Raw genomic sequence first — 25,932 nt, forward strand, 5'->3', positions numbered from 1 at the left:
AGCATCGTGGTCGCAAGGCCTCGCCTTCGACGCTGGGCCCCGCCACCGGCCCCGGCGCATTCGTGAAGACAACGGGCCGCCCGCAGCATGGCCGGCCCCCGGAGGAATTCAGTGGACACGATCGGTCAGTTCAACGCCGCCCATGGTGCCGAAGGCTTCGGCTTCCGCAAGCTCAAGGCCGTGCACTGGAACCTGGAAGCGCCGCAGCTCTACGAGGAGGCGCTGCACCGCGGCGAATCCCAGCTCGCCCGCGGCGGCGCGCTCTGCGCCGATACCGGCAGCCATACCGGCCGCTCGCCCAAGGACAAGTTCACGGTGCGCGACGCGCTGACCGAGAACACGGTCTGGTGGGACAACAACCAGGCGATGAGCCCAGAGCATTTCGAGACGCTGCTGGCCGATTTCCTGACCCATGCCGAAGGCAAGGAACTGTTCGCGCAGGACCTCTATGGCGGCGCCGACCCCGTCCACCGCGTCAAGGCCCGCGTCTTCACCGAGATGGCCTGGCATTCGCTGTTCATCCGCAACCTGCTGATCCGGCCGCCGCGCGACGAGATCGACGCCTATGTGCCGGAGATGACGATCGTCGACCTGCCGAGCTTCAAGGCCGACCCGAAGCGCCATGGCTGCCGCAGCGAGACCGTCGTCGCCATCGACTTCACCCGCAAGATCGTGCTGATCGGCGGCTCGGCCTATGCCGGCGAGATGAAGAAATCGGTCTTCACCTATCTGAACTACGTCCTGCCGACCAAGGGCGTGGTGCCGATGCACTGCTCGGCCAATGTCGGCCCGAAGGACGATTCCGCGATCTTCTTCGGCCTGTCCGGCACCGGCAAGACCACGCTCTCGGCCGATCCCGAGCGCACGCTGATCGGCGACGACGAGCATGGCTGGTCGAAGGACGGCATCTTCAATTTCGAGGGCGGCTGCTACGCCAAGACGATCCGCCTCTCGGCCGAGGCCGAGCCGATGATCCACGCGGCGTCGCTGCGCTTCGGCACGGTGCTCGAGAACACCGTCATGGACCCGCTGACGCGCGAGGTCGATTTCGACGACCAGAGCAAGACCGAGAACACCCGCTCGGCCTATCCGCTCGACTTCATCCCGAACGCCTCGCGCACCGGCCGCGCCGGCATCCCGAAGAACATCGTGATGCTGACCGCCGACGCCTTCGGCGTGATGCCGCCGATCGCCAAGCTGACCCCGGCAGAGGCGATGTATCACTTCCTCTCCGGCTACACCGCCAAGGTCGCCGGCACGGAGCGTGGGCTGACCGGCGTCGAGCCGGAATTCTCGACCTGCTTCGGCTCGCCCTTCCTGCCGCGCCACCCGTCGGAATACGCCAACCTGCTGCGCGACTTCATCGACAAGCATCATGTCGATTGCTGGCTGGTCAACACCGGCTGGACCGGCGGCCAGTACGGCACCGGCCGGCGCATGCCGATCCGCGTGACCCGCCGCCTGCTCTCGGCCGCGCTCGACGGCTCGCTCAACCGCGCCGATTTCCGCCGCGACCCCTATTTCGGCTTCGCGGTGCCGAGCTCGGTGCCCGGCGTCGAGCCGCATATCCTCTACCCCGTGAAGACCTGGGCCGACAAAGCCGCCTTCGCCGAGACCGCGAAGAACCTCGTCGGCATGTTCGCCAAGAACTTCGCCAAGTTCGAGGACCATGTCGACGACGCCGTGAAGGCGGCGGCGCCGACGAACTACCTCGCGGCCTAACGCCAAGCCTCCAGGCTGTGTTACGAGAGGCGGCCATGGGCCGCCTCTTTTTCATTGTGCTGAAGCTTTTCCTCACCCTCGTCATTCTCGGCGCCGCGACCTGGGGCGTGGGCTTCCTGCTGTTTCGCCTGTCAGGCGCGGCCGCCATCGTCGGCGCGATCGGGTTCGGCCTCGCGGCGCTCGCCGGGCTCGTCGGCATCTGGACTGGTGATGCACGCCTGCCGCTCGGCTTCGCGACGGTCTTCGTCGGCCTCATCTCCTGGTGGAGCAGCTTCCAGCCCTCGCATGAGCGCGACTGGATTCCCGAGCTCGCGCGGCTGCCGAGCATCGCGCGCGCGGGCGAGATGCTGACCGTCTCCAACCTGCGCGATTTCCGCTGGCGCACGGAGGAGGACTACGACCAGCGCTGGGAGACGCGGCACTATAACCTAGCAGCCGTCACCGGCGCCGATGCCTTCCTGACCTACTGGTCCGGCGAGGCGATCGCGCATCTGATGATCAGCTTCACTTTTTCCGATTCGGTGCCGCTCACCATCTCGATCGAGGTCCGGCGCGAAAAGGGCGAGGACTGGTCGGCGCTGGCCGGCTTCTTCCGCAGCTATGAGATGGCCTATGTCGCGGCCGACGAGCGCGACATCGTGGGCTTGCGCACCCATGCGCGGCGCGAGGATGCAAGGCTCTTCCGGCTCAGCGCCTCGGCCACCCAGGCCCGCGACCTGCTCGTCGCCTATATCGCGGATATCAACGACCTCGCCGCCAAGCCGCGCTGGTACAACACGCTGACGACCAATTGCACGACGGTGGTCTACCATCTCGTCAGCAGCGTCGCGCCGGGCTGGACATTCTCGCTGCCGCTTGATCCGCGCGTGCTGCTCTCAGGTTACCTGCCGGGCTATCTCCAGCAGATCGGCGCGATCCGGCAGGATATCCCCCTGGAGGAGCTGGTCCGGCGCGCCCGCATCGGCGATCATGCCCGCACGCTCTCGCTCGACGATCCGCAGTTCTCGGCGAAGATCCGCGAGGGCGTTCCGACAGGGCGGCCGTAACCTCGGCTGTCATCCCGTGCGCGCCGCGGCGCGAAGTGCCGCTGCGCAGACACGGGACCGCGTGCAGGATAGGGCGCCTTCTCCGGAACGCGCGCAGAAGAGGCGCCCCTTCCGTCGGGCGGTCCCGTGTCTGCGCAGCAGCATTTGCATGCTGCAGCGCGCACGGGATGACACCTATCGGAAGAACAGCAGTGTCTGCACCACGAAGAGCGGGATCAGGATTGCGCCCGACCAGAGCATGTAGCCGAAGAACGACGGCATCTTCACCTTCCGGTCCTTGGCGATGGCGTAGACCATGAAGTTCGGGGCGTTGCCGATATAGCTGTTGGCGCCCATGAAGACCGCGCCAGCCGAGATCGCCGTCAGCGTCAGCGCCCCCGTCGTCATCAGCGCCTTGGGATCGCCGCCCGCCAGCTCGAAGAAGACGAGATAGGTCGGGGCATTGTCGAGGAAGGACGAGAGCGCGCCGGTCAGCCAGAAATAGGCGGTGACATTGGCGCTACCGTCGGCATTGGTGACGAGCCCGACCAGCGGCGCGAAGGCGCCGCTTTTGCCGGCCTGCAGCATCGCCAGCACGGGGATGATGCAGATGAAGATGCCGGCGAAGAGCTTGGCGACTTCCCTGATCGGACCCCACGAGAATTCGTTGCCGGCGCGGACCGGGCCCGGCGTGAGCTTGAGCGAAAGGCCAGCGAGCACAAGCAGGACGACGTCGCGCAGCAGGTTCTGGCCCTCGACGGCGACACCATGGATGGTGAAGGCCACGCCCGGCTTCCAGTTCGCCGACATCAGGATCGCGGCGATGACGCCGGCCAGCAACAGGATATTGACCTTGCCCCAGAGCTTGATGGCGCGATCCGGCGTCGGGTCCTTGAGCTTCGGAAAGCCCCCCTCCTTGCGGAAGAACCAACTGTCGAGCGCGTAGAACAGCGCCAGCAGCACCACGACCGCGAAAGCCGTCTCCGGCAGCAGATGCGTCGTCGTCCAGAAGAAATCGACGCCGCGCAGGAAGCCGAGGAAGAGCGGCGGGTCGCCGAGCGGGGTCAGCGAACCGCCGATATTCGAGACCAGGAAGATGAAGAACACGACGACATGGACGTTGAAACGCCGGTCGTCATTGGCGCGCAGCACCGGCCGGATCATGATGATCGAGGCGCCGGTCGTGCCGACGAAGCTTGCGAGCACCGTGCCGATCGCCAGCAGCACCGTATTGGTCGCCGGCGTGCCGTGCAGGTTGCCCGAGATCAGGATGCCGCCCGCGATGGTGAACAGCGCGAAGAGCAGGATGATGAAGGGGATGTAGTCGAGCAGCGCGGTGTGCAGCAGCGCCCCCAGAGCCGGATCGACGCCGCGCAGCAGAAACAGCGGCACCAGCGTCAGCAAGGCCCAGAACGCGGCGAACTTGCCATAGTGATGCTCCCAGAGATGCGGGAACAGCACCGGGCCGAGCGCGATCGAGAGCAGCATGCCGGCGAAGGGCAGAGCCCAGCCGACACCCATGCTCGCGCCACCGATATCGCCTGCCGCCCAGGCGGCACCGGGCATCGCCACGAGCGCAAGCGACGTCGTTGCGATCAGCCGGCCGGCGAACCCCATCACGGCGCGCGCCCTTACGGCTTCGGCGGCGGGCCGATGACCGGCGGCGCGTTGAGGTCGAAACCGCCCGGCAGGCCCGTGCCGCCGAGGCCGGGGATCTGGATCGAGTCGAACTGCTTGTCGATCGCCTTCTGGTCGAGCTGAATCGCGGAGGCCTTGTAGTGCATCACCATGCTCGGGAAGAGCACGACGAGCGCGACCATGATGCACTGGATCACCACGAAGGGCACCGCACCCCAGTAGATCTGGCCGGTGGTGACGGGCTCCATCATCCTGCCGGTGACGCGATCCTTGTAGGCGTTCTTCGGCGCGACCGAGCGCAGGAAGAACAGGGCGAAGCCGAAGGGCGGGTGCATGAACGAGGTCTGCATGTTCACCCCGAGGATGACACCGAACCAGATCAGGTCGATGCCGAGCTTTTCCGCCGCGGGTCCGAGCAGCGGCACGATGATGAAGGCCAGCTCGAAGAAGTCGAGGAAGAAGGCGAGCAGGAAGACCATCACGTTGACGACGATCAGGAAGCCCGTCGCGCCGCCCGGCAGGCCGACCAGCAGATGCTCGACCCAGAGATGGCCGTTGACGCCGTAGAAGGTCAGCGAGAAGACGCGCGCACCGACCAGGATGAAGAGCACGAAGGCCGAGAGCTTGGCGGTCGATTCCGTCGCCTGTTTCAGCAGATCGAAGGTCATGCGCTTCTTGCCGTAGGCGAGCAGGATCGCACCCGCAGCACCCATCGCGCCGCCCTCCGTCGGTGTGGCGACACCGATGAAGATGGTGCCGAGCACCAGGAAGATCAGCGCCAGCGGCGGCACCATCACGAAGACGACCTGCTCGGCCATGCGCGAGAGCAACCCGAGGCCGAGGAACTTGTTGACCAGCGCGATGACGAAGGAGATCGCCACCATCAGCGACATCGTCAGCACGACGAAATCGGCGCCCGCCTGCAGCTTGGTGAAGAGCTTCATGTAGGCATAGGCGAGGACGAGCGAGATGACCGCGACGACAAGCAGCGACAGACGGCGGGTCTTACCATCGGCATCCCGCAGGGTCTGCGCCTCCGGCGGCAGGCCGGGCGCGCGGTTGGGATAGACGATCGTTATCAGGAAGACATAGCCCGCATACATCGAGGCCAGCACGAGGCCGGGAATGAAGGCGCCCTCGTACATGTCGCCGACCGAGCGGCCGAGCTGGTCGGCGAGCACGATCAGGACGAGCGAGGGCGGGATGATCTGGGCGAGCGTGCCGGAGGCCGCGATGACACCCGACGCAAGGCGCCGGTCATAGCCGTAGCGCAGCATGATCGGCAGCGAGATCAGGCCCATCGAGATCACGGAAGCCGCGACGACGCCGGTGGTCGCTGCGAGCAGCGCGCCGACGAAGATCACCGCATAGGCCAGGCCGCCGCGGATCGGCCCGAAGAGCTGGCCGATGGTGTCGAGCAGGTCCTCCGCCATGCCGGAGCGTTCGAGGATCAGCCCCATGAAGGTGAAGAACGGCACCGCCAGCAGCACGTCGTTGTTCATCGTGCCGTAGATGCGCTCCGGCAGCGCCTGCAGGAAGTTCTCCTGGAACAGGCCGAGCTCGATACCGATCAGCGCGAAGAGCAGGCCGTTGGCGGCGAGCGCGAAGGCAACCGGATAGCCGAGCAGCAGGAACACGACGAGGGCGGCGAACATCACCGGCGCCATGTTGACGCGCAGGAAATCGCCGACACCGCCGCCTGCCGCAAGGGCGTCACCGGTATGAAGGCCGAAGAAGGCAAGGAGCGTGAGCGCGAGCAGCAGGCCGGCGACGCGCGGAAGGCGATGAGCGTGCATGGGAGGATTCCGGACTTCTTGCGGGCCGCTCACGTGGCGAGGCCCTGTTCCTTGGCTTGGTCGAGCAGGCGCTGGGCTTCCGCCTCGGCGGCGGCCGCGTGGCCAAGCGCCGCGTCGTGATCCTCCAGATCGCCACGCATGATCGCGATCTGCTTGATGATCTCGGAAACACCCTGGAAGGTCAGCATCACGAAGCCGATGACGACGAGCCCCTTGGCCGGCCATTGCGGCAGGCCGCCAGCCGAGAGCGACTGCTCATTGATCGCGTAGGAGCGCATGAAGAACGGCCAGGAATGATAGGTGATCAGCAGGCAGAACGGCATCAGGAAGAGCACATGGCCGATGAGCTCGATCCATTGCCGCACGCGCTGCGGCAGCATGCTGTTCACGATGTCGATGCGGATGTGCTCCTTCACCTGCATCGTCCAGGACGCGCACATCAGGAAGACGGCGCCGAACAGCATCCATTGCAGCTCGAGCCAGGCATTCGACGAGACGTTGAAGACCTTGCGGATGATCGCATTGATCGCCGCCACGAGGACCGCGACGAGGATCAGCCAGGCGATCTTTTTGCCGATCTGGCTGTTGACCGCGTCGATGACCCGGCTGATGGCAAGGAGACCCTTCACATTCCCGCTCCCGTGAGGGCGCAATTCTGCGCCGTTTCCGCCCCTTTGTCGGCAGGATCGGTATAGGAGGGATGCGCGCCACGCAAGACGGTACGGGTCTTATCCATTGGACGAAAGGCGCAGGGCGCGACTGCCTGTTTTCGCGTCAGCAGATGGCGGGAGAGCGTCGTCGGCGGCGAAGCGAATAATCGTTATGTTCGCATTCATCTTCGGAGAACATTATTCTCCCCGCTGCTTCCACCCCATCGATTCGAGGCGCAGATGTGCCGCTTCCTCGCCTATTCCGGCGTTCCCGTTTTCCTCGAGGACTTTGTCGCCTCGCCCTGCCATTCGCTGATCCACCAGTCGCTCCATGCCGAGGAAGCCAAGACCGGCACCAATGGCGACGGCTTCGGCGTCGGCTGGTATGGCGAACGGCCCGAGCCCGGCCAGTACCGTGAGGTCAGGCCCGCCTGGTCGGACGAGAACCTGCTCTCGATCGCGCGGCAGGTGCGCTCGCATCTGTTCTTCGCCCATGTCCGGGCCGCGACCGGCACCGCGACGACGCGCGCGAACTGCCACCCCTTCGTCCATGGCCGCTATCTCTTCATGCATAACGGCCAGATCGGCGGCTACGGCACGATCCGCCGGCGGCTGGAGGCGCTGATCCCGGATTCGCTCTATGGCGCCCGTGCCGGCACCACCGACTCGGAAGCGCTGTTCCTGCTAGCCCTGTCTCATCTGACGGAGGGCATGGCACCGGGCGACGCGCTGGCAGCGGCGCTCCGCGACGCGTTTTCTCTGATGGAGCAAGCCGGCGTGCGCGAGCCCTTGCGTTGCGCTGCGGCACTCGCCGATGGCGACGGCATCCACGCGATCCGCTGGTCCTCGGACGCCAAGCCGCCGAGCCTCTATGTCTGCGAGCGGCCGGACAGCGTCGTCGTCGCCTCCGAGCCGGTCGATGCCGCCCGCGAATGCTGGCAAGCCCTGCCCTGCAATACGCTGGTCACGGTGCAGGGCGGCACGGTGACCTTCTCGCCCTTCGAGATCACGCTGAAACAGGCGGCCTGAGCCGGCCTCAGTCCGCGCGCTTCAAGGCGCGGCCGGGCAGGACCGCCATGCACCGCGCGCCCTGACGCGCTCCCGGTTGCGTTCCTACGTCGAGAGCCTAGCCTTGCCCTCCAGCGAGGCTCTCTCCGCGAAAGGCACGGACGATGAAGAAGGGTTCCGATCTTCTGGTCGAGGCGCTCGAGAACGAGGGCGTCGATCGCGTCTTCGGCGTTCCCGGCGAGGAAAATCTCGACGTCGTCGAATCCCTGCGGAAGTCGAAGATCGAGCTGGTGCTGACGCGGCACGAGCAGGCCGCCGCCTTCATGGCGGCCACGCATGGGCGCCTGACGGGCAGGCCCGGCGTCTGCATCGCGACGCTCGGCCCGGGCGCGCTCAATTTCTCGACCGGCGCGGCCTATGCCCATCTCGGCGCGATGCCGATGATCCTCATCACCGGGCAGAAGCCGATCATGACCGCCAAGCAGGCGCGCTTCCAGATTGTCGACGTCGTCGCCTCGATGCGCCCGCTGACCAAGATGACCCGCCAGATCGTCAGCCCCGCCAGCATTCCCTCGGTGGTGCGCGACGCCTTCCGCGTCGCGATGGAAGAGCGGCCGGGCCCGGTCCATCTCGAACTGCCCGAGGACGTCGCGGCCGAGGAGATCGAGGACGTCCCGCTGATCCCGGTCCATCCGCTCGACCGACCGATCGCGCCGGCCGTCTCGCTCGATCGCGCGGCTGAGATGATCCTCGCCGCCAAGCGCCCGCTGGTGATGATCGGCGCCGCCGGCAACCGGCCGCGCCTCGTCGAGCCGCTCTCGGCTGCCGTGCGGCGGATCGGTCTGCCCTTCTTCAACACGCAGATGGGCAAGGGCGCCGTCACCGGCGGCTCGAACCTCTATTTCGGCACCGCCGCGCTCTCCGAGGGCGACTATGTCCATGAGGCGGTCGCGGCGGCGGACCTGATCATCGCGGTCGGCCACGACACGATCGAGAAGCCGCCCTTCCTGATGCGCCAAGCCGGTGGGCCGAAGGTGGTCCATCTCGGCTTCCAGTCGGCCAACGTCGAACAGGTCTATCATCCCGATGCCGAGGTGATCGGCGATATCGGGGTCACCATGACCGGCCTCGCCGACCGGCTGGAAGGCAAATTGCCCGAGCAGAAGCAGACGCTTGAACTGCGCCAGAAGATCCTGGCCAAAATCAATGCCCGCGCCGAGGAGGACCGCTTCCCGGTGACGCCGCAGCGGCTCGTCCATGACGTGCGCGCGGTGATGCCGGAGGACGGCATGGTCTGCCTCGACAACGGCATGTACAAGATCTGGTTCGCACGGAACTACCGCACCCATGTCGCCAACACGCTGCTGCTCGACAATGCGCTGGCGACGATGGGCGCTGGCCTGCCCTCCGCGATGATGGCGGCGATGCTGTATCCCGAACGGCGCGTCATGGCCGTCTGCGGCGATGGCGGCTTCATGATGAACTCGCAGGAGATGGAGACGGCGGTCCGGCTCGGGCTCAACCTCGTCGTGCTCGTCCTCAATGACGGCGCCTATGGCATGATCCGCTGGAAGCAGGCCGTCGACCAGTTCCCCGACTACGGCATGACCTTCGGCAATCCGGACTTCGTCCGCTACGCCGAGGCCTACGGCGCCAAGGGCTCGCGCGTGACCTCTGCCGAGGCGCTGGTGCCGACGCTGGAAGCCGCCTTCAAGGGCGGCGGCGTCCATCTCGTCGACTGCCCGATCGACTATTCCGAGAACACCCGCGTCCTCGTCGAGGAACTCAGGAACAAGGTGCCGGACGTCGATCTCGCCTGATCCGCCGGCCTCATCGAGACTTCAAGGAGACGACCATGCTCCAGGTTGTGCAAGCCTATGACCGCGCGCCGATCACCGAGATCGAGACCGATGACGAGGCCGCGCTCGAACGCAAGCTTAAGGCGGCTGAGGCCGTTTTCAGGGATCGCGACAACTGGCTGAAGCCGCATCAGCGCATCGCGATCCTGCGCAAGCTCGCCGGCCTCCTCGAAGCAAGGCGCGATCATTTCGCCATGCAGATCGCGCGCGAGGGCGGCAAGCCGCTGCCGGACGCGATCGTCGAGGCGAACCGGGCGGTCGACGGCGTCTACAACGCCGCCGAGGAACTCCGGAACTTCGCCGGGCGCGAAATCCCGATGGGGCTCTCGGCCGCGGCGGCCGATCGCTGGGCCTTCACCACCAAGGAGCCGATCGGCATCGTCGCGGCGATCTCGGCCTTCAACCACCCGCTCAACCTGATCGTGCATCAGGTCGCGCCGGCGATCGCGGTCGGCTGCCCGGTCATCGTCAAGCCGGCCGGCACGACGCCGCTCTCCTGCATCGATTTCGTCAAGCTGGTGCATGAGGCCGGGCTGCCGGAGGCCTGGTGCCAGACATTCGTGCCCTTGGAGACCGCGCTGGCGGAGAAATTCGCCACCGACCCGCGCATCGCCTTCCTGAGCTTCATCGGCTCGGCCAAGGTCGGCTGGTATCTGCATTCCAAGCTCGCCCATGGCGCCCGCTCGGCACTGGAGCATGGCGGGGTCGCGCCGGCGATCGTCGACAAGAGCGCCGATCTCGCGGGGATCATCGAGCCGATCGTGAAGGGCGGTTACTACCATGCCGGCCAGGTCTGCGTGTCGACGCAGCGGATCTATGTCCATGACGCGATCATCAACGACTTCACCGAGCGGCTGGTCGCCCGCGTGAAGAAGCTGCGCACCGGCGATCCGACGCTCGCCGATACCGAAGTCGGCCCGCTGATCATCCCGAAGGAGGCCGACCGCGTCGCTTCCTGGATCGACGAGGCCGTGAAGGGCGGTGCGAGGCTTGCGACCGGCGGCAAGCGCCTGTCGGAGACGACGCTGGAGCCGACGGTGTTGATCGATCCCGATCCGGAAGCCCGCATCTCCAGCGAGGAGGTGTTCGGCCCGGTCGTCGCGATCTACCGCTACAGCAAGCTCGACGACGCGATCGCGCGGGCGAATTCGCTGCCCGTCGCCTTCCAGGCCAGCATTTTCGCGCAGGACATCGATGTCGCGATGCGGGCGGCGAACCGGCTCGACGCTTCTGCGGTGATGGTCAACGACCCGACCAGCTTCCGCGTCGACTGGATGCCCTTCGCCGGCCGGCGCGTCTCGGGCTACGGCACCGGCGGCATCCCCTACACGATGCATGACATGACGCAGGAGAAGATGATCCTGCTGAAGCGCCGCTGACGGGCGCGCGCCCGTTCCGTCATGGTCGGGCTTGTCCCGACCATCCACGTCTCTGTTCGTGCAGTGCGGTGTTCAAGACGTGGATGCTCGCCACAAGGGCGAGCATGACGAGAAGGCGCGGTTGAGCCATGCTTTAGGGCAGTATCCGCCGCAAGATCAGTATCTTACGATCATTCTAAACTGTCAGGATTTGATTGACCCCTGCGCTGCGCCTGCCTAGGCACGGACTGTCTGCGCCGCGAATAGCCTGATCGCGACGTGCAACCGGACCGGGTTCGCCGTGATCGTACCGTTTCTCATCATGCTCCGCGAAGGCATCGAGGCCGCGCTGATCGTCGGCATCGTCGCGAGCTATCTGGTCAGGAGCGGGCGGCGCGAATGGCTGCCGGCGCTCTGGATCGGGGTCGGCCTCGCCTGTGCCGTCAGCCTCGCGGCGGGGGCTGCACTCGACATCATCGTTGGCGAACTGCCCCAGCGCGGGCAGGAACTGTTCGAGGCCGTGATCGGCCTGATCGCGGCGGCGATGCTGACCTCGATGGTGTTCTGGATGCGCAAGGCGGCGCGCTCGATCAAGGGCGAATTGCAGGCCGGCGTCGATGCCGCGCTTTCCGGCACCCATCAGGGGCTCGCGCTGGTCGGCCTCGCCTTCCTCGCCGTGGTCCGCGAGGGGCTGGAATCCGTCTTCTTCCTGCTCGCCATCTTCCAGCAGAACAGCGGCTGGGCGCCGGCGATCGGAGCCGGACTTGGCATCGGATTGGCGAGCATTATCGGTTACGCCATCTACGCGCTCGGGGTGAAGCTCAACCTGCGCAGCTTCTTCCGCTGGACCGGCATACTGATCCTGTTCGTCGCTGCCGGGCTGGTGGCGAATGCGGTGCGCTCCCTGCATGAAGCCGGTCTCTGGAACCATCTCCAGCAGAGCGTCTACGATCTCGGCACGGTGCTGCCGGCCGACAGCGCGCTCGGTGCGATCCTCTCCGGCTTCTTCGGCTACCAGGAACGGGCGGTGCTCGGCGAGGTCATCGCCTATCTCGCCTTCCTAATCCCGATGCTCGCCCTGTTTCTGGCCGGCGGCCGCGAGGGGCAGACGGTAGCGGCGCCGCGCCTCGAAACGCAGCGCTCGCCACGCCTGAAGCTCGCCGGCATCGCCACGCTGCTGCTGGTGTGTGGCGGTGTCTCCGCCTTCATCTACGCCGCCGGCAGCGGTGCGCGGCGCGGTGCCGCGGCCGGCACGACCGATGTCGCCATCGCGATCACCGACCGGACCTGCCAGCCGGCGACGCTGACGCTCCCCGCCGGGAAGACCAGCTTCGTGGTGAGCAATCGCGGCGAGCGTGTGCTGGAATGGGAGATCCTCGATGGCGTCATGGTGCTGGAAGAGCGCGAGAACATCGCGCCCGGCCAATCGCGGCGGCTGACGACGCAGCTCCACCCCGGCGAATACGCCATCACCTGCGGCTTGCTCAGTGCCCCGCGCGGCCGCCTGATCGTGCAGGCTTCGACGACGCAGCCACGCCCAGCGTTGACGCTGATGGACATGGTCGGCCCCGCCGCCGAGTATCGCGCCGTCCTCAGCGAACGCTCGGCTGCGCTCGGGACGGCGCTCGATACGCTCGAACAAGCGCAGGGCGCCGGCGACGCGCAAGCCGCGGGCAAGGCCCGTCGTGAGGCTGCTGCGCTGCTACCCGCCTTGCACCCGGCCACGGCCGGCGATGCCGAACTCGACATTCTTTTCAGCAAGTTGCAGGCGGCCCTTGCCGAGGATGCGGCCAATGTCGCATCCGGGATAAAGCCGGCCGCCGAGGCTTTCCGCAGCGCGCTCGCCCAACGCACCGTCCTGCCGGATACGATGCTGGCCGGCGCGATCAGCCTGTTGTCGTCTCCTGACAGCGAAACCGCCTCGCCCGAGGATGTCGCCGCCGCGCGCGATATCGCAAAACTGCTGCTGCCGTTGACCGTACGCGTCGACCCCGAACTGGCGGGGCGTATCCGGAGCGATCTCGTCGCCCTGCCCGACGATGCCAAGCCGGGTGGTGCGCGGCAAGCGCTGGCCGAGGACCTCTCGGCCATGCGCAAGGCGCTCGCTTTGCCCGAAGCGGAGCGCAAGTCATGACCAAGCCGACCAACCCCTTCACCCCCTCGCGACGCGCGCTCCTGACTGGCGGCGCAGTCGCCCTCGGTAACGCCTCGCTGGCGCAGGCAGCAACCGAACCGGTCCAGAACCCCGCGGCAGCGCCGGAAAGCGGCACGACCGCACAGCGCCAGCCGTTCCACGGCCTTCATCAATCCGGCATCGTCACGCCGCGCCCAGCCACCGGCCTGGTCGCCGCCTTCGACGTCACCGCGACCTCGCTCGACGAACTCGAACGGCTGTTCCGGCTGCTCAGCGAGCGCATCGCCTTCCTGATGCAGGGCGGGCCGGCCCCGACCGCCGATCCGGGCTTTCCGCCGCCCGACAGCGGCATCCTCGGCCCGGTCATCGCGCCCGACAACCTGACCGTCACCGTGGCGCTCGGCGCCTCGCTCTTCGACGAGCGTTTCGGACTCGGCCCGCTCAAGCCGAAGCATCTCCAGCGGATGAAGCGCTTCCGCAACGACGCGCTCGACGGCGCGCTCTGCCATGGCGACCTCTTGCTGCAATTCTGCGCCAACACCGCCGACACCAGCATCCATGCGCTGCGCGACATCCTGAAGAACGCGCCGGACCTTCTGCTGCTGCGCTGGAAGCAGGAGGGCACGGTGCCGATGCTCAAGCCGAAGCGGGGCGAGCCGGCGGAGAGCGCCCGCAATCTGCTCGGCTTCCGCGACGGCACCGCCAATCCCGATGCCGCCGACACGGCGCTGATGGACCATCTCGTCTGGGTGCAATCGGGCTCCGACGAGCCCGATTGGGCCGCGAACGGCAGCTATCAGGTCGTCAGGATCATCCGGAATTTCGTCGAGCGTTGGGACCGCACACCGCTTGGCGAGCAGGAAGCGATCATGGGCCGCGAGAAGGCGAGCGGTGCGCCCTTCGGCGGCAAGCGCGAATATGACGAGCCGGTCTATGCCGACGACCCCGAGGGCAAGCGCACCAGACTCGATGCCCATATCCGGCTCGCCAATCCGCGCCGGCCGGAGACGGAAGGCAGCCGGATGCTGCGCCGGCCGTTCAACTACTCGAACGGCGTCACCCGCGCCGGGCAGCTCGACATGGGCCTGCTCTTCATCTGCTTCCAGCAGGACCTCGAGCGCAGCTTCATCGCCGTGCAGAAACGCCTCGATGGCGAACCGCTGGAGGAATACATCAAGCCCGTCGGCGGCGGCTATTTCTTCGCCCTGCCCGGCGTGCCGGATGGCGGGAGCTATCTCGGCGCCGGTCTGATCCGGGCCGCGCGCGGCATCACACCCGCCTCGAAGACCTCTTCCCCCCGCAAGACAGGAGATTGATATGAGCTTGCGTCTCGCAGGGCTGGCCGAAGCCAGCCTGATCGCCGTGATGACCGCCGGATCGGCGCTGGCCGCCTCGCCGCTCGACCTCGTGGCGCCGGTCGCCGAATACAAGCTCTATGTCTCGAAAGGCGTCGACCAGCTGGTGAAGGACACCAAAACCTTCACCGATGCGGTCAAGGCCGGCGACCTCGCCAAGGCGAAGGCGCTCTATGCGCCAACGCGCGTCTCCTACGAGATGATCGAGCCCGTCGCCGAATTGTTCAGCGATCTCGACGGCAAGATCGACGCGCGCGCCGACGACCATGAGAAGAAGGAGGAGGACCCGGAATTCACCGGTTTCCACCGCATCGAATACGGGCTCTTCGCCAAGAACAGCACGGAAGGGCTTAGCTCCTTCGCCGACAAGCTCATCGCCGATGTCACCGAATTGCAGAGCCGCATCAAGGGCCTGACGGTTCCGCCGGACAAGATGGTCGGTGGCGCGGCGGCGTTGATCGAGGAGGTCGCGGCGACCAAGATCTCCGGCGAGGAAGACCGCTACAGCCATACCGATCTCTGGGACTTCCAGGCCAATGTCGACGGCGCCAAGAAGATCGTCGACCTGCTGCGGCCACTGGTCGTCAAGGAAGACAAGGCGCTGGCCGGCAAGATCGACGCCAATTTCGCGACGGTCGACAAGACGCTGGCCAAGTACAAGCTCAAGGACGGCGGCTTCGAAACCTATGACAAGCTGAGCGAGGCCGACCGCAAGGCCCTGGCTGCCATGATCACGACGCTGGCGGAAGACCTGTCGAAGCTGCGCGGCGTGCTCGGCCTCGGCTGACATCAACCGGTTACGCGAGCGCGCCACTCGACAGGGGGGAGCCGATGCGCCATGGACGGCGCATCGGCGTCTGACGCCCATCGAAATCCCATGAACGGATCGCCAGCATGACCGCCTCCTCCGCCAATGCTCCCGCGTCCCAGGGCCGCATCGCCCTGCTCGGAGCGCCGATCGAGGTCGGCGCCTCGCGCCGCGGCGCCCTGATGGGTCCGGCTGGCCTGCGCACCGCCGGCCTCGCCGGCGTGCTGGAAAGCCTCGGCTACACGGTCAGCGACCATGGCGACATCCTGCCGCGCGACCTGAAGCCGGTCGACGGCCCGGCCCCGGCCAATGCCCGCTTCTACAACGAGATCGCCGCCTGGATGCGTGCGCTCAGCGCCCGCGCCTACGAGATCGCCCGCTCCGGCGACACGCCGATCTTCCTCGGCGGCGACCACAGCCTGTCGATGGGCTCGGTCAACGGCGTCGCCCGCCACTGGCAGGAGCAGGGCCGCAAGCTCTTCGTGCTCTGGCTCGACGCCCATGCCGATTTCAACATGCCGGCGATCTCGCCTTCCGGGAACATGCACGGCATGTCCTCGGCCTTCCTCTGCGGCGAGGCCGGGCTCGACGACCTGCTGGGCAGCGAGCCGCGCGCCTCGATCGCCTATGAACAGCTCAGCCTGTTCGGTATCCGCTCAATCGACCCGCTGGAGAAGGCCGCGGTGAAGGCGCGCGGCGTCGACATCGCCGACATGCGCGCCATCGACGAGCACGGCGTCGGCGTCCTGATCCGCCAGGTCATCGAGAAGGTGCGCGCGGCCAATGGCGTCCTGCATGTCTCCTTCGACGTCGATTTCCTCGATCCGCCGCTGGCGCCGGGCGTCGGCACCACCGTCCCGGGCGGCGCGACCTATCGCGAGGCGCACCTGGTGATGGAGCTCCTGCACGATTCCGGGCTGGTGCGCTCGATGGATATCGTCGAGCTCAATCCCTTCCTCGACGATCGCGGCCAGACGGCCCGCCTCGCGGTCGAGCTCGCCGGCAGCCTGTTCGGCCAGCAAATCACCGACCGGCAGACTCCGTCGAACGCGATCGGCGCGGCCTAAATCGCACCACTCGTCATTGCGAGCGCAGCGAAGCAATCCAGGGGTCTGGGTTGAACGGTTCAGCCCGGTCTCCCTGGATTGCTTCGTCGCTTCGCTCCTCGCAATGACGGCAAGGCGGTCTGGGCGCAGTCCAACGAAAGCCGATCTTCATCCTTGCATGATAGAGGCGGTTCCGTCGGCTTGTCAGTCGATGGAACGGAATCGGGCATGAAGATCGCGCTCGTCGGCACGGGGTTCGTCGCCGACTACTACATGACGACGCTGGCGAACCATCCGGCGCTCGCTCTCGCGGGCGTGTGGGATCGCGACGCCGCGCGGCTCGAAGCCTTCCGCGCCTTCCACAATGTCCCGGCCTATCCGGATCTCGATACCCTGCTGGTCGACCCCGCAGTGCAGATCATCGTCAATCTGACGACGCCGGAGAGCCATTACGAGATCACGAGCCGCGCGCTCGCAGCCGGCAAGCATGTCTATTGCGAGAAACCGCTGGCGATGGAGCTGGAGCAGGCCGAAGCGCTGGTGGCGCAGGCGAAAGGCTCCGGTCTGACGTTGGCCACTGCCCCCGCCAACGGGCTCAGCGACACGCATCGCCTCGTCGAAGATACCTTGCGCTCCGGCCGGATCGGGGTGCCGCGATTGGTCTATGCCGCGATGGAGGACGGCCCGGTCTTCCGTGACAAATGGGCAAGCTGGCGCTCGCGTTCGGGGGCGCCCTGGCCCGGACTGCACGAGTTCGAGATCGGCTGCACGCTGGAGCATGCCGGTTACGCGCTGTCCTGGCTGGTGACGCTGTTCGGCCCGGTCGAAAGCCTGACCGCCTTCTCCGCCGTGACCTTCTCAGACAAGGGGCCGGGCACCGAACGGATCACGATGGCACCGGATTTCTCCGTGGGGTGCCTGGTCTTCCACTCGGGCGTCGTCGCAAGGCTGACCAACGGGCTTGCCGCGCCCCGCGACCGCTCGCTACAGGTCTTCGCCGAGAAGGGCTCGCTGACGGTGCGCGACCTCTGGGACAATCGCTCCGTGGTCCATGTCGAGGAGACCGGTGCGCCGCGACCATGGCTCGGGCGCATTCTGACGCGGGCCGAAGCCAAGCTCGGGCGCGCACTGCCGTGGACGCCGACGCCGGGGCGCAAGCTGACCTATCCGGCAGCGCCAACGAGCAAGGTCCTGCCCGGGTACCCCTCGCAGATCGATTTCATGCGCGGCGTGGCGGATCAGGCCGAGGCGATCAGGCGCGGCGAGGCACCACGCTTCTCGGGCGGGCTCGCCCTGCACATCACCGAACTCGCACTCGCCCTCAACAATGCCCGCGACCTGGCCCAGCCCTACAGGCCGCGCTCGCGCTTCTGACCGGCGTCGAGGCCGGGCCTCTCAGCTCACCGTCCGGAACTGCTCGCGTTGAGCGAACAGCGAGGCGGTTCCACCGGTATGGATGATGCAGGCCGGCTCGCCCTGTGGAAGCGCGCCATTGACGACAAGCTCGAGGAAACCGGCGCAGGTCTTGGCCGTGTAGATATGCTCGACCAGGATGCCCTCGGTGCGGGCAAAGGCGACAATCGCCGCTTCCGACTCGGGCGTCGGAACGCCCCAGCCGCCGCCGAGATGGGCCATGTGATAGTGCAGCGGAGCCTCGTCGAGTCCGCCGACCGCCAGGCCACTCTGCTGGCCGATGCCCTCGTAGATTCGGCGGATGCGCTCCTCCAGCTCCGCCTGCCCGTATTCGACGCTGACGAGATGGACGTGGAAGGGGTGGCCGAGCATGGCATTGCCGAAGATGAAGCCCGCTTCCGTCGGCCCCATCGAGCCCGCCAGGAAGACATGGCGGAGTGGCACCGATTCGTGCTGCGACTGTTCATGCAGTTCGAAAGCGGCGAGGGCATAGCCGAGCGCGCCGAGAACGGCATCGCCGACAATATAGGGCGCCCGCCCCTGCCGTTTCAGCTCCGTGGCAGCCGCCTTCATCGCCGCACCACGCTCGTCCTCATCGACCGGGCCGATGAAGCGGGTTTCTGCGCCGAACAACCGGTTGAGGAAGGAGCGCTCGCGATTCGCAGGGCTGTCCTCGGCATTGTGGATGATCACGCAGTCCAGCCCCGCCATCGCCGCGGCGGCAGCGGTGAGACGGCAGAGATTGGACGTCGCCCCGCCCGCGACGAGAACGATGTCGGCGCTCTGGTGCAGGGCGGCGCCGAGCCAGAATTCGAGGCTGCGCAGCTTGTTCCCGCCGAGCCCGATCTCCATCAGGTCGTCGCGCTTCATGTAGAGGCCGGGTCGCCCGAGCCTCCGCTCGAAGCCGGAGAGGCGCTGCAGCGGCGTCGGCGCCTTGACGAGGTCGTAGCGTGGCTCGCGCAGGATGCGCTGCAAATCCGCCATCAGCTCACAGCCCCCTGATCGCGCCTACGGCAAACCCGGCATCACGCCGACCGCTTCTTGCGATCGTCCTTGCGCTGATCCGGCTCGGCCACCGACTTGGACGACCGCGCGAGCGTCTTGATCGCCAGGGGCGGCTTGCCCGACTTTTCCGAAATGACCTGATCCTGCTCCATGATGGCCGTGCGGGCCGGTTCATCGCCGTCCAGGCCGCCGAGCAAGGCCGTCGGAACGCGCCGGTTCGAGGTCCGCGAGCCGTCCTCGTAGACGACATCGAACATGGTGAACTCGGTATCGAGGGCTTTCGATTTCGTGCGCTTGGCCATTCCTGCTTCCTTGTCCGGAGCGTGCAACCGGGTGGCTCTCACGCTGACGCTCGCACGGCAAGCTGCCTGGATGATTCGCGGCTTCCAGCGGAGCAAAGGCACGCGCCAATGTGTCGATGAGGCGAGAGGGAGGGAGCGCTTGCCCGACTCCGTCGCTCGGGCTCAGCCGATCCGCGATATGCGGCAGAGCTTGGACGAATCAGGCCAGGCGCGGCGATGATCTTCCATCACGCTTTCAGCCGGCCCCGGACCGTTCGCAATTTGGGGAGCGCCGAAGCGTCGATCCGGAACGAACCAAGCCTGCCGTTCGCGGATGAAAGAGATTTGGTGGAGCCAGGCGGAATCGAACCGCCGACCTCTTGAATGCCATTCAAGCGCTCTCCCAACTGAGCTATGGCCCCACTCGCGATGATCGGCTTGGGGACCGATCACCAACCGGATTTTGGTACCCGCCTCGGCGGTTCCGTCCGGGCCGCCCGGCGGCGACGAAGCGCTCTATAGGCGGCTCGGGCGGAAGACACAAGCGCCTAATGTCGCTTTGTCGTCATCTTTTTCAGGGGCGAGGAATCAGTTGTCCTCGTCGCCCTCGATGTCGCCATCGATCAGGTCGGCGACGTCGTCGTCGCCTTCCTCATCTTCCTCGAGGAAGGTGTTGTCGTCCTCGTCGTCGCCGACGTCCTCGACCTCGATATCGTCCTCACTGGTGACGACGGCTTCCTTCTCCGACGCCTCGGCATCGGCCTCGTCGAGCGAAACGATCTCGACGGCGCTGTCGGCGGCCTCGGTCTCGTCCTCCTCGTCGGCCTCAGGCTTCGGCGCCGGTGCGGCCTTGGCCTGCGGCTCGAAGATCGCCCGGGGATAAGCCTGCCCCGTATAGGGCGAGACGATCGGATCCTTGTTCAGGTCGTAGAATTTGCGCCCCGTGACCGGGCAAACGCGCTTCGTTCCGAGTTCCGGTTTCGCCACTGCGTCGGACCTTCAACTATCATGTTCTGAAAAGCAGGCGCGTCCGTTAGTCGGGGCGAGCGATGCTGTCAAATACTGATTTGCAGGGAGCGTCAAACCCGACGCCCGAAGCGACGGTTTCGCGCACCGCGCCGCGCGCGTCTTGGCGCGCCGCGCGCGACCATGCTACGGCCTTGCGCGCATTCCTTATTCGGCCCGCTTGCAGAGACCGCGCCCCGTGTCCCACGACCATGAACCCGTTCCCGTCACCGCTCGCGCAGGCGGCCCGCTCAAGGGCCGCGTCCGCGTGCCCGGCGACAAGTCGATCTCGCACCGGGCGATGATCTTCGGCCTGCTGGCGATCGGCGAGACCAGGGTCACCGGCCTGCTCGAGGGCGAGGACGTGATGCGCACCGCCGCCGCCGCCCGCGCGCTCGGCGCCATCGTCCATCATGACGGCCCGGGCGCCTGGCGCGTGCAGGGCGTCGGCGTCGGCGGCCTGCGCGAACCGGCCGACGTGCTGGATTTCGGCAATGCCGGCACCGGCTCGCGCCTGATGATGGGCGTCTGCGGCTCGCATCCGATCACCACAACCTTCGACGGCGACGCCTCGCTGCGCAAGCGGCCGATGCGGCGCATCCTCGACCCGCTCGAGCAGATGGGCACCACCGTCGTCTCGCAGCAGGAGGGCGGGCGCGTCCCATTGACGCTGCGCGGGCCGAAGGAGGCGATCCCGATCGTCTATCGCCCGCCGGTCGCCTCGGCGCAGATCAAGTCGGCCGTGCTGCTCGCCGCACTCGCGGCGCCCGGCGAGACCACAGTGATCGAGGCGGAAGCGACCCGCGACCATACCGAGAAGATGCTGGCGCATTTCGGCGCCGAGATCACGGTGACGCAAGAGGGCGAACATGGCCGGCGCATCGTGCTGAAGGGCCAGCCGGAATTGAAGGCGGCGCCGATCGTCGTGCCGGCTGACCCGTCCTCGGCGGCCTTCCCGCTGGTGGCGGGGCTGATCGTGCCGGGCTCGGACATTCTGATCGAGAGCGTGATGACCAATCCGCTGCGCTCAGGGCTGCTCACCACGCTGCGCGAGATGGGCGCCGACATCACCGTCGAGCGCGAGGCCAACGAGGGCGGCGAGACGGTCTGCGACCTGCGCGTGCGCGCCTCCGGCCTGAAGGGCGTGACGGTGCCGTCGGAGCGGGCGCCGGCGATGATAGACGAATATCCGGTGCTGGCAGTGGCCGCCTCCTTCGCCACGGGCACGACGCGGATGCGTGGCCTGCAGGAACTGCGCGTCAAGGAATCCGACCGCCTCGCCGCGGTCGAGGCAGGGCTCAAGGCCGCCGGGGTGACCTGCCGGATCGAGGGCGACGACCTGATCGTCGAGGGCTCGGGCGGCGGACCGGTGCGTGGTGGCGGGCCGATCGCGACCCATCTCGACCACCGCATCGCGATGAGTTTCCTCGTCCTGGGGCTGGCGACGCGCGAGCCGGTCGTGGTCGATGACGGCGCCATGATCGCGACGAGCTTCCCGAGCTTCATCCCGCTGATGAACGGCCTCGGAGGCCAGATCGGATGAGCGCGGCGGCGCGGCCCGGCCGCCTCGTCATCGCCGTCGACGGCCCGGCCGCGTCCGGCAAGGGCACGCTCGCGCGCCGGCTCGCGACGCATTACGGCCTGCCCTATCTCGATACCGGCCTGCTTTACCGGATGGTGGCGCGCGCCATGCTCGATGCCGGCCACGACATCCACGATGCCGCAGCGGCCGAAGCCATCGTCGGCAGCTTCGACGAGACCGCCTTCCCGGAGGAGCGGCTGCGCGGCCGCGAGATCGGCGAAGCGGCTTCCGTGGTCGCGGCGATGCCGCCTGTACGCGCCGGCCTGCTCACCCGGCAGCGGCGCTTCGCAGCCCAACCCGGCGGCGCCGTGCTCGACGGCCGCGATATCGGCACGGTGATCTGCCCTGAAGCGCCGGCCAAGCTCTTCGTGACGGCGACACCGGAAGTGCGCGCCGCGCGCCGGCACAAGGAACTGGTCGGACGCGGCGAGGCCGTCACCCTCGACGGCATCCTCGCCGATATCCGCCGGCGCGATGCCCGCGATTCGGGCCGCAGCGACGCGCCGCTCAAGGCGGCCGAGGATGCTGTGGTGCTCGACACCTCGGCGCTGACCGTCGAGGAGGCCGCCGCTGCGGCGATCGGCATCGTCGAGGGCCGGCGCGCCGCCTGAGCGCACCGCTCGCGAATTTGCTATCGAACAGGCGCCCTCAGCCGGATTTTCAGGCTTGGCGGGTGTCTCGCCCAAGCGCACACTCTCCCATCGCGACAACGCGACGGAGGTGGCGATGCGGCGCTGGCTGTACGGTCTCTCATGTCTGGCAGCAGCGGCGCTCTGGCAGCCCGCCCTGCCCCGAGCCCAGACGGCTGCGCCACCACCCGAGGAGGTCGATGTCGCGCTCGTGCTGGCGGTCGACGTCTCCTATTCGATGGATCTCGACGAGCTCGCCTTGCAGCGCAACGGCTATATCGAGGCCTTCCGCTCGAAACAGCTGCACGACGCTATCAACAAGGGCGCGATCGGCAAGATCGCTGTGACCTATTTCGAATGGGCCGGCGGGAGCTTCCAGTTCGTCGTCCGGCCCTGGAAGGTGATCGACGGGCCCGCCGCGGCCATGGCCTTCGCCGAGGAGCTGGGCGAGGCGCCGACCCGGCGCGGCCGGCGCACCTCGATCTCCGGCGCGATCGATCTCGGCGTGCAATTGCTGGAACAGTCGAACGTGACGGCGATGCGGCGCGTCATCGACATCTCCGGCGACGGTGCCAACAATGACGGGCGCCCGGTCACCACGGCGCGCGACGAGGCCGGTGCCAAGGGCATCGCCATCAACGGCCTGCCGGTGATGCTGAAGCAGGCCGGCTATTTCGACATCGACAATCTCGACACCTACTACACCGACTGCGTCATCACCGGCATCGGCGCCTTCGTCATCCCGATCCGCGAGAAGAGCCAATTCGTCGAGGCGACGAAGACGAAGCTGCTGCGCGAGATCGCCGAGGCGCCGGCCGATGCGACGGTCCAGAAGGCGCAGTCCGGCAATATCGCGACCTGCCTCGCCGGCGAGCGGCAATGGCGCGACCGGATGGGGAATTGAGAGGAGCCGCCACCTCCCTTCTCCCCTTGCGGGAGAAGGTGGCTCGGCGCAGCCGAGGCGGATGCGGGGTCGCGCGACGCGCATCGTTGGCGCAGCAGCGACCTTCCGAACCTGCGCGACCCCTCATCCGCCTGCCGGCACCTTCTCCCGCAAGGGGAGAAGGGAGATCACGAATCCCGGCCGCATGTTGATTTATGTCCCGCGCGGCTTCGCCCGCGTCGTCGGCAGCGCGGCGGCGGGGTCGTCCGGCCAGAGATGGCGGGGATAGCGGCCCTTCATCTCGGATTTCACCGCAGCCCATGAGCCGCGCCAGAAGCCGGGCAAATCGCGCGTGACCTGGATCGGGCGGTGTGCCGGTGAGAGCAATTCCAGCACCAGCGGCACGCGCCCGCCGGCCAAAGCCGGATGGATCGCGAGGCCGTAGAGTTCCTGCACGCGCACCGAGATTGTCGGGCCGGCCTCGGCGGCATAGTCGACCGCGAACGAGGAACCGGTCGGCGCGGTGAAATGGGTCGGGGCCTCCTGATCGAGCCGGCGCTTCATTTCCCAGGGCAGGAGGCCCGCCAGCGCCGAATCGAGATCGGACGCTTGAATCGCGGCGAGCGAGGCGCGGCCGACGAGATGCGGCGCCAGCCAGAGTTCCGGCTCCTGCGACAAGCCTTCATCGGAGAGATCGGGCCAACCGGCTTCCGGTTCGGCCTTGCGCAGGAAGGCGGCCCGCTCGCGCAACTGGTTCTGCCCCCTGGTCCAGGGCAGGAGATTGATGCCGAGCGCGGCGATGCCTTTGGCCAGCGCCTCGGCATTTTCGGGCGTATCCGCAACCGACAGCGGCCTTTCCGAGAGCGAGAGCGCGCCATAGCGGCGCACGGCCCGGGCGCGCAGGGCGCGGGCGGCACGGTCGAAGCTCGCCTCCTCGCGCTCCGCGATGGCGAAGGGCGCGAGGCCTCGGGAAACGAGCGTCGCGATCTCCGCTTCGTTGAGCGTTGCGGCGGCCATGATACGGGCCTGCTGGGCCGCGCCGGTCATCTCCGCGACAACGATATAGGGATCGCGCGCCAAGCGCTGCGAGGCTTCCAGCGCGCCGCCGCGGCCATTGGCGAGGAGATATTGGCCGGAGCCGGGCGTGCGCGCCTTGGCGACGCGATCCGGATAGGCGAAGGCAAGCAGAAGACCGGGTGAGAGGGTTTCGCCGCCCGAAGCCTGATCCTTGCCAACGCTGCGCTCGGCAGTTCGTGCCCAGCCTTCGGCGAGGCGGCGCATGTCGCCGGCCCGGCCACCGCGCTCGCGGCCGTAGCGTTCCAGTCGTTCGGCAAGATCGATCACATCGCCGCCGAGACCGCGCTCGACCAGCACGGCGGCGAGATCGGCAGCAGCGTCAACCTGTCCGAAGCGGGCGGCAGCGACGACCATGCGGGCGAGTCGCGGCGGCAAGGGCAGGGCCTGCAAGGCGCGTCCATCAGGCGTGATGCGGCCATCGGCATCGAGCGCGCCGATATTGCCCAGCAAAGCACGGGCTTCCTTGAGGGCCGGCGCGGGGGGCGGATCGAGGAACGCAAGGGTCGTCGGGTCGCCCACGCCCCAGGCGGCGCAGTCGAGCAATAATGGGCTCAGATCGGCCGAGAGGATTTCCGGTCTTGCGAAGGCTTCGAGCGCGCCGGTCGCGGCCTCCTCCCAGAGCCGGTAGCACACGCCCGGCTCGGTGCGGCCGGCGCGGCCCTGGCGCTGATCGGCGGCGGCGCGGCTGACACGGCGGGTCTCCAATCGGGTCACGCCGATATCGGGCTCGTAGACCGGGACGCGGGCGAGGCCGGAATCGATGACGACGCGCACGCCCTCGATCGTCAGCGAGGTCTCGGCGATGGCCGTCGCGAGCACGATCTTGCGCCTGCCGGCGGGTGCCGGCAGCACGGCGCGGTCCTGCTCGCGCTGGTCGAGCGCGCCATAGAGCGGTGCGATCTCGACGGCCGGATCGCGCAGTCTTTCGCGCAGGCGCTCCTCGACGCGGCGGATCTCGCCCTGGCCGGGCAGGAAGACAAGCAGCGAGCCCGGCTGCTCGTTGAGCGCCAGCAGGATCGTCTCGGTGACCTGATCCTCGATGCGCTTCAGTGGGTCGCGGCTGCGATAGCGCGTCTCGATGGGATAGGCGCGGCCCTCGCTCTCGATCACCGGGGCATCGCCGAGCAATCTCGCGACGCGGGCGCCATCCAGCGTCGCGGACATCACGAGGAGGCGCAGGTCCTCGCGCAGGCCGCCCTGCGCATCGAGCGTCAGCGCCAACCCGAAATCGGCATCGAGCGAGCGCTCGTGGAACTCGTCGAAGAGCACAGCCGCGACGCCGTCCAGCGCGGGATCGTCGAGGATCATGCGGGCGAAGACGCCCTCGGTGACAACCTCGATCCGCGTCTTCGGGCCGATCTTCGAGCCCAGGCGCACGCGCAGGCCTACGGTATCGCCGACGCGCTCACCCAGCGTCTGCGCCATCCGGTTCGCCGCGCCGCGGGCCGCGAGACGGCGCGGTTCGAGCACGATCAGCTTGCCGCCTTTCGTCCAGGGCTCGTCGAGCAGGGCGAGCGGCACGCGCGTGGTCTTGCCGGCGCCGGGCGGGGCCACCAGAACGACGTTCGGCCGCGCCCTCAAGGCGGCAGCGAGACGCCCAAGAACGGCGTCGATCGGGAGGGCTGTGTCGAAGGCGCGCATGCCCGGCCGATGTGGCG

20 protein-coding genes, 1 tRNA gene and 1 pseudogene are annotated in these 25,932 nt (G+C 67.5%); 14 read left to right on the top strand and 8 right to left on the bottom strand.

The genetic code is table 11. The features are described from left to right. Positions 1 to 87: 87 nt before the first annotated feature. Together ACWIEX_RS20890 and ACWIEX_RS20895 are read left to right on the top strand one after the other, a co-directional pair. Positions 88 to 1,722, top strand: a complete 1,635-nt coding sequence (locus tag ACWIEX_RS20890) for a phosphoenolpyruvate carboxykinase (protein ID WP_454034881.1) — start codon at positions 88 to 90, stop codon at positions 1,720 to 1,722. A gap of 35 nt (positions 1,723 to 1,757) precedes the next feature. Beyond that, positions 1,758 to 2,768, top strand: coding sequence for an Lnb N-terminal periplasmic domain-containing protein (locus tag ACWIEX_RS20895; RefSeq protein ID WP_454034882.1), 1,011 nt, complete (start codon positions 1,758 to 1,760; stop codon positions 2,766 to 2,768). A 174-nt stretch (positions 2,769 to 2,942) separates the two neighbouring features. Here the strand turns inward: ACWIEX_RS20895 and ACWIEX_RS20900 are convergent, their stop codons facing one another. From ACWIEX_RS20900 to ACWIEX_RS20910, 3 genes are all read right to left on the bottom strand, one after another. Beyond that, the gene (locus ACWIEX_RS20900; RefSeq protein WP_454035260.1) at positions 2,943 to 4,364 is read right to left on the bottom strand and encodes a sodium:proton antiporter; all 1,422 of its coding nucleotides are present in this window, start codon (positions 4,362 to 4,364) and stop codon (positions 2,943 to 2,945) included. A gap of 14 nt (positions 4,365 to 4,378) precedes the next feature. Further along, positions 4,379 to 6,052 carry a TRAP transporter large permease gene (locus tag ACWIEX_RS20905; protein ID WP_454035261.1) on the bottom strand — a complete coding sequence of 558 codons (1,674 nt, stop codon included), beginning with the start codon at positions 6,050 to 6,052 and terminating at the stop codon, positions 4,379 to 4,381. A gap of 158 nt (positions 6,053 to 6,210) precedes the next feature. Beyond that, the gene (locus ACWIEX_RS20910; protein WP_454034883.1) at positions 6,211 to 6,810 is read right to left on the bottom strand and encodes a TRAP transporter small permease subunit; all 600 of its coding nucleotides are present in this window, start codon (positions 6,808 to 6,810) and stop codon (positions 6,211 to 6,213) included. A gap of 261 nt (positions 6,811 to 7,071) precedes the next feature. Between ACWIEX_RS20910 and ACWIEX_RS20915 the strand changes: the two genes are divergently transcribed. The 9 genes and pseudogenes from ACWIEX_RS20915 to ACWIEX_RS20955 all read left to right on the top strand — a co-directional run bounded on the left by ACWIEX_RS20915 (position 7,072) and on the right by ACWIEX_RS20955 (position 17,773). Beyond that, a complete protein-coding gene (locus ACWIEX_RS20915; RefSeq protein ID WP_454034884.1) occupies positions 7,072 to 7,860 on the top strand; it encodes a class II glutamine amidotransferase in 789 nt (262 codons plus the stop codon). 143 nt (positions 7,861 to 8,003) lie between these two features. Next, a complete protein-coding gene (locus ACWIEX_RS20920) occupies positions 8,004 to 9,659 on the top strand; it encodes an acetolactate synthase large subunit (RefSeq protein ID WP_454034885.1) in 1,656 nt (551 codons plus the stop codon). A 35-nt stretch (positions 9,660 to 9,694) separates the two neighbouring features. Further along, positions 9,695 to 11,077 carry an aldehyde dehydrogenase family protein gene (locus ACWIEX_RS20925; RefSeq protein WP_454034886.1) on the top strand — a complete coding sequence of 461 codons (1,383 nt, stop codon included), beginning with the start codon at positions 9,695 to 9,697 and terminating at the stop codon, positions 11,075 to 11,077. Positions 11,078 to 11,357: 280 nt separating this feature from the next. Next, positions 11,358 to 12,182 (top strand): annotated as a pseudogene (efeU, locus tag ACWIEX_RS20930) (iron uptake transporter permease EfeU); the annotation flags it as partial. A 57-nt stretch (positions 12,183 to 12,239) separates the two neighbouring features. Beyond that, positions 12,240 to 13,190: a cupredoxin domain-containing protein gene (locus ACWIEX_RS20935; RefSeq protein ID WP_454035262.1), complete on the top strand. Its 951-nt coding sequence runs from the start codon at positions 12,240 to 12,242 to the stop codon at positions 13,188 to 13,190. Continuing rightward, the gene (gene efeB / locus ACWIEX_RS20940) at positions 13,187 to 14,506 is read left to right on the top strand and encodes an iron uptake transporter deferrochelatase/peroxidase subunit (protein ID WP_454034887.1); all 1,320 of its coding nucleotides are present in this window, start codon (positions 13,187 to 13,189) and stop codon (positions 14,504 to 14,506) included. Before ACWIEX_RS20935 ends, efeB begins: the two co-directional genes overlap by 4 nt. Before the next feature lies 1 nt (position 14,507). Then, positions 14,508 to 15,332 carry an iron uptake system protein EfeO gene (gene efeO, locus ACWIEX_RS20945; RefSeq protein WP_454034888.1) on the top strand — a complete coding sequence of 275 codons (825 nt, stop codon included), beginning with the start codon at positions 14,508 to 14,510 and terminating at the stop codon, positions 15,330 to 15,332. A gap of 107 nt (positions 15,333 to 15,439) precedes the next feature. Next, on the top strand, positions 15,440 to 16,420 hold the full coding sequence (gene rocF / locus ACWIEX_RS20950; RefSeq protein ID WP_454034889.1) for an arginase: 981 nt from the start codon (positions 15,440 to 15,442) through the stop codon (positions 16,418 to 16,420). A 207-nt stretch (positions 16,421 to 16,627) separates the two neighbouring features. Beyond that, the gene (locus ACWIEX_RS20955; protein ID WP_454034890.1) at positions 16,628 to 17,773 is read left to right on the top strand and encodes a Gfo/Idh/MocA family protein; all 1,146 of its coding nucleotides are present in this window, start codon (positions 16,628 to 16,630) and stop codon (positions 17,771 to 17,773) included. A gap of 21 nt (positions 17,774 to 17,794) precedes the next feature. Here ACWIEX_RS20955 and ACWIEX_RS20960 read toward each other — a convergent pair whose 3' ends face one another. From ACWIEX_RS20960 to ACWIEX_RS20975, 4 genes are all read right to left on the bottom strand, one after another. Continuing rightward, on the bottom strand, positions 17,795 to 18,796 hold the full coding sequence (locus tag ACWIEX_RS20960) for a pyridoxal-phosphate dependent enzyme (RefSeq protein WP_454034891.1): 1,002 nt from the start codon (positions 18,794 to 18,796) through the stop codon (positions 17,795 to 17,797). A 41-nt stretch (positions 18,797 to 18,837) separates the two neighbouring features. After that, positions 18,838 to 19,119, bottom strand: a complete 282-nt coding sequence (locus ACWIEX_RS20965; RefSeq protein ID WP_454035263.1) for a hypothetical protein — start codon at positions 19,117 to 19,119, stop codon at positions 18,838 to 18,840. A gap of 325 nt (positions 19,120 to 19,444) precedes the next feature. Then, a tRNA-Ala gene (locus ACWIEX_RS20970) sits at positions 19,445 to 19,520 on the bottom strand. Between the two features lie 166 nt (positions 19,521 to 19,686). Next, positions 19,687 to 20,085 carry a TIGR02300 family protein gene (locus ACWIEX_RS20975; RefSeq protein ID WP_454034892.1) on the bottom strand — a complete coding sequence of 133 codons (399 nt, stop codon included), beginning with the start codon at positions 20,083 to 20,085 and terminating at the stop codon, positions 19,687 to 19,689. 217 nt (positions 20,086 to 20,302) lie between these two features. On the opposite strand from ACWIEX_RS20975, the gene aroA reads away from it, so the two are divergent. The 3 genes from aroA to ACWIEX_RS20990 all read left to right on the top strand — a co-directional run bounded on the left by aroA (position 20,303) and on the right by ACWIEX_RS20990 (position 23,218). Next, positions 20,303 to 21,646 (top strand): 3-phosphoshikimate 1-carboxyvinyltransferase, encoded by a 1,344-nt coding sequence (gene aroA / locus ACWIEX_RS20980; RefSeq protein ID WP_454034893.1) that lies wholly within the window; start codon positions 20,303 to 20,305, stop codon positions 21,644 to 21,646. Next, positions 21,643 to 22,296, top strand: coding sequence for a (d)CMP kinase (gene cmk, locus ACWIEX_RS20985; protein WP_454034894.1), 654 nt, complete (start codon positions 21,643 to 21,645; stop codon positions 22,294 to 22,296). Before aroA ends, cmk begins: the two co-directional genes overlap by 4 nt. Before the next feature lie 115 nt (positions 22,297 to 22,411). Further along, positions 22,412 to 23,218: a DUF1194 domain-containing protein gene (locus ACWIEX_RS20990; RefSeq protein ID WP_454034895.1), complete on the top strand. Its 807-nt coding sequence runs from the start codon at positions 22,412 to 22,414 to the stop codon at positions 23,216 to 23,218. A gap of 192 nt (positions 23,219 to 23,410) precedes the next feature. Here ACWIEX_RS20990 and hrpB read toward each other — a convergent pair whose 3' ends face one another. After that, positions 23,411 to 25,915 carry an ATP-dependent helicase HrpB gene (hrpB, locus tag ACWIEX_RS20995; protein ID WP_454034896.1) on the bottom strand — a complete coding sequence of 835 codons (2,505 nt, stop codon included), beginning with the start codon at positions 25,913 to 25,915 and terminating at the stop codon, positions 23,411 to 23,413. Between the last annotated feature and the right edge of the window lie 17 nt (positions 25,916 to 25,932).

The sequence above is a fragment of the Allobosea sp. NPDC055353 genome (assembly GCF_053644975.1).

Coding starts and splice junctions, on each gene's coding strand:
- ACWIEX_RS20965 (WP_454035263.1), bottom strand. CDS start 19,119: ATGGCCAAGCGCACGAAATCGAAAGCCCTCGATACCGAGTTCACCATG.
- ACWIEX_RS20915 (WP_454034884.1), top strand. CDS start 7,072: ATGTGCCGCTTCCTCGCCTATTCCGGCGTTCCCGTTTTCCTCGAGGAC.
- ACWIEX_RS20890 (WP_454034881.1), top strand. CDS start 88: ATGGCCGGCCCCCGGAGGAATTCAGTGGACACGATCGGTCAGTTCAAC.
- ACWIEX_RS20955 (WP_454034890.1), top strand. CDS start 16,628: ATGAAGATCGCGCTCGTCGGCACGGGGTTCGTCGCCGACTACTACATG.
- efeB (WP_454034887.1), top strand. CDS start 13,187: ATGACCAAGCCGACCAACCCCTTCACCCCCTCGCGACGCGCGCTCCTG.
- hrpB (WP_454034896.1), bottom strand. CDS start 25,915: ATGCGCGCCTTCGACACAGCCCTCCCGATCGACGCCGTTCTTGGGCGT.
- ACWIEX_RS20960 (WP_454034891.1), bottom strand. CDS start 18,796: ATGGCGGATTTGCAGCGCATCCTGCGCGAGCCACGCTACGACCTCGTC.
- ACWIEX_RS20990 (WP_454034895.1), top strand. CDS start 22,412: ATGCGGCGCTGGCTGTACGGTCTCTCATGTCTGGCAGCAGCGGCGCTC.
- ACWIEX_RS20905 (WP_454035261.1), bottom strand. CDS start 6,052: ATGGCGCCGGTGATGTTCGCCGCCCTCGTCGTGTTCCTGCTGCTCGGC.
- rocF (WP_454034889.1), top strand. CDS start 15,440: ATGACCGCCTCCTCCGCCAATGCTCCCGCGTCCCAGGGCCGCATCGCC.
- ACWIEX_RS20895 (WP_454034882.1), top strand. CDS start 1,758: ATGGGCCGCCTCTTTTTCATTGTGCTGAAGCTTTTCCTCACCCTCGTC.
- ACWIEX_RS20925 (WP_454034886.1), top strand. CDS start 9,695: ATGCTCCAGGTTGTGCAAGCCTATGACCGCGCGCCGATCACCGAGATC.
- ACWIEX_RS20900 (WP_454035260.1), bottom strand. CDS start 4,364: ATGGGGTTCGCCGGCCGGCTGATCGCAACGACGTCGCTTGCGCTCGTG.
- efeO (WP_454034888.1), top strand. CDS start 14,508: ATGAGCTTGCGTCTCGCAGGGCTGGCCGAAGCCAGCCTGATCGCCGTG.
- ACWIEX_RS20920 (WP_454034885.1), top strand. CDS start 8,004: ATGAAGAAGGGTTCCGATCTTCTGGTCGAGGCGCTCGAGAACGAGGGC.
- cmk (WP_454034894.1), top strand. CDS start 21,643: ATGAGCGCGGCGGCGCGGCCCGGCCGCCTCGTCATCGCCGTCGACGGC.